The sequence below is a fragment of the Paracidovorax sp. MALMAid1276 genome, assembly GCF_049198005.1.
Lineage (GTDB): Bacteria > Pseudomonadota > Gammaproteobacteria > Burkholderiales > Burkholderiaceae_C > Acidovorax.
On sequence record NZ_JBMIRS010000005.1, the window covers coordinates 1 to 2,773 of the forward strand.

The 2,773-nt window shown below is 65.7% G+C and carries 3 protein-coding genes and 1 tRNA gene; 1 reads left to right on the top strand and 3 read right to left on the bottom strand.

Going from position 1 to position 2,773, the window contains the following annotated elements:
* Positions 1-111: 111 nt before the first annotated feature.
* Positions 112-1,602, top strand: coding sequence for an NAD-dependent succinate-semialdehyde dehydrogenase (locus ACOQFS_RS00040; protein ID WP_421560940.1), 1,491 nt, complete (start codon positions 112-114; stop codon positions 1,600-1,602).
* Positions 1,603-1,733: 131 nt separating this feature from the next.
* On the opposite strand, the gene ACOQFS_RS00045 is transcribed toward ACOQFS_RS00040, so the two are convergent.
* From ACOQFS_RS00045 to ACOQFS_RS00055, 3 genes are all read right to left on the bottom strand, one after another.
* Positions 1,734-1,937, bottom strand: coding sequence for a hypothetical protein (locus ACOQFS_RS00045; RefSeq protein WP_421560938.1), 204 nt, complete (start codon positions 1,935-1,937; stop codon positions 1,734-1,736).
* Between the two features lie 140 nt (positions 1,938-2,077).
* A tRNA-Gly gene (locus ACOQFS_RS00050) sits at positions 2,078-2,151 on the bottom strand.
* Positions 2,152-2,214: 63 nt separating this feature from the next.
* Positions 2,215-2,773, bottom strand: a 559-nt coding sequence (locus ACOQFS_RS00055; RefSeq protein ID WP_421560939.1) for a methyl-accepting chemotaxis protein, incomplete at its 5' end; no start/stop codon positions are given.

Consider the following 2,773-nt stretch of genomic DNA (forward strand, 5'->3'; position numbering starts at 1 on the left):
CAGAAGGAGCATCGGCAGCACCACGCGATCCTCGGTTTTCGCGCGTTTCGCTTCGATGCCTTCTACCGCGCCGACGCCCAGGCCTCGCCCGCCAACTTCCTGCCGCTATCCATGGACATGACCACCTCCCCGCTCGCCCTGCTGAACGACTCCACGCTGCTCAAGACCGACGGCCTCATCAACGGCCAGTGGGTGACCGGCAGCAGCCGCTTTGATGTGAACGACCCCGCCACCGGCCGCAAGCTGGCCGACGTGGCCAACCTGGGCCCGCAAGACGCCGAAGCCGCCATCGCCGCCGCCAATGCCGCCTGGCCCGCGTGGAAGGCAAAAACCGCCAAGGAGCGCAGCATTCTGCTGCGCAAGTGGTACGACCTGCTGATGGCGAACCAGGACGACCTGGGCCGCATCATGACCGCCGAGCAGGGCAAGCCCCTGCCCGAAGCCAAGGGCGAGGTGGCCTACGGCGCGAGCTTTGTGGAGTGGTTTGCCGAAGAGGCCAAGCGCGTGAACGGCGAAACCCTGCCGCAGTTCGACAACAACCGGCGCCTGCTGGTGCTCAAGCAGCCCATCGGCGTGTGCGCGGCCATCACGCCGTGGAACTTCCCGCTGGCCATGATCACGCGCAAGGTGGCGCCCGCGCTGGCTGCAGGCTGCCCCGTGGTCATCAAGCCCGCCGAGCTGACGCCGCTCACGGCCCTGGCGGCGGCCGAGCTGGCGCTGCGAGCAGGCATTCCAGCGGGCGTTTTCAATATCCTGCCCGCTGACAGCGACCAGTCCATTGCCATCGGCAAGGTACTGTGCGCCAGTGACGTGGTGCGCCACATCAGCTTCACCGGCAGCACCGAGGTGGGCCGCATCCTGATGGCGCAGTCGGCCCCCACGGTCAAGAAGATGTCGCTGGAACTGGGCGGCAACGCGCCCTTCATCGTGTTTGACGACGCTGACGTGGACAGCGCCGTGGAAGGCGCCTTCGCCAGCAAATACCGCAACGCCGGCCAGACCTGCGTGTGCACCAACCGCTTCTATGTGCAGGAAGGCGTGTACGACGAGTTCGTGGCCAAATTTGCTGCCAAGGTCAAGACCGCCAAGGTGGGCAACGGCTTTGAAGACGGCGTGAACCAGGGCCCGCTGATCGAGGAAGCCGCCCTGCAGAAGGTGCAGCGCCATGTGGACGACGCCCTGGCCAAGGGCGGCAAGGTGGTGGCCGGAGGCCAGCGCCTGCAAAGCCTGGGATCGGGCCAGTTCTTCGAGCCCACGGTGGTGGCCGATGCCACAGCCGACATGCTCTGCGCGCGCGAGGAGACCTTCGGCCCCTTCGCGCCGGTGTTCAAGTTCAAGACCGAGCAGGAGGCCGTGGAGGCCGCCAACAACACCGAGTTCGGGCTGGCCAGCTACTTCTACAGCCGCGACGTGGGCCGCATCTTCCGCGTGAGCGAGGCGCTGGAGTACGGCATGGTCGGCATCAACGTGGGCATTCTGGCCACCGAGCATGTGCCGTTTGGCGGCGTCAAGCAGTCGGGCCTGGGGCGCGAAGGCTCGCACCACGGCATGGACGACTACGTCGAGATCAAGTACCTCTGCCTGGGCGACATTCAGAAGTAGGCAGCGCTGCGGCTGAACACGCGGCCGAAGCATCGGCCGCCTCAATGCTTCAATTTTGCTTCAAATTTGATAGCTGCCAGCGCTTATCCAGTAAGCGCTGAAGGCTATTCAGGCGTCCTTTGCAAGTGGACCTACACGATGCCGCAGCGCACGTTGGTGCCGTCAATGTCCACCGCCAGAATCGCGTCGTAGCTTTGCAGCAGCGCGGGCAGTGCCAGGTGCGCCCAGCCGATCAGCCCGCCGTCATCGGCATGGTGGCGCGGGGTGCGCAGTTCCACCTTCACCTTGTCCGCCTTCAATACCTCGAGGGTGCGGTCGATGGCCTGGGCGCCCACCTCGCTCTGGTGAATTCAGAATTCAGAGAAATTGCGATGCGATGCGATATGCGCTGGGCCAGCACCACCGAGAGAAGCGCAGCCGCAACCGGCTGACGGAAAGGCTAGAAAGCGAGAAGCCGATGGATTGAAAAACCGACTGGAGCGGGTGATGGGAATCGAACCCACGTTATTTGCTTGGGAAGCAAGAGTCCTACCATTGAACGACACCCGCGCAGCCGCGCATTATAGGCGGCGGGCGGGGTCACTTTTTTGACTGCGCTGATGTCGGCTGTGCTCAGCGACCCAGCCGGGGCGCCGTGGAGCCCGCGCGGGAAAACGGCGCGTGCGCCAGGTCCGCGCCCGCCATAGCGCCCTGCCCCAGGTCAAACTGGGCGATGGCGGCCACCATCTGTTCGGCCTGCGTGCGCAGGCTGCTGGCGGCTGCGGCCATTTCTTCCACCAGGGCGGCGTTCTGCTGCGTGGTCTGGTCCAGCTGGGTCACGGCTTCGCCTACCTGGCCCACGCCTGCCGTTTGCTCGTTGCTGGCGGCACTGATCTCCGAGACCATGTCGGCCACGCGCCGGATGGAGTGGACCACTTCCTGCATGGTAGTGCCGGCCTGATCGGCCAGCACGCTGCCCTGCTGCACCATGGCGCTGCTCGCGCCGATGAGTTCCTTGATGGCCTTGGCCTCGGCCGCCGTGCGCTGGGCCAGGTTGCGCACCTCGGCCGCCACCACGGCGAAGCCGCGGCCCTGCTCGCCCGCGCGCGCCGCCTCCACCGCCGCATTCAGCGCGAGGATGTTGGTCTGAAACGCGATGCCGTCGATCACGCCGATGATGTCGCTGATCTTG

Bases quoted from the DNA above. Each gene is read 5' to 3' on its own strand.
- ACOQFS_RS00040 (WP_421560940.1), top strand. From the start codon at position 112: ATGGACATGACCACCTCCCCGCTCGCCCTGCTGAACGACTCCACGCTG.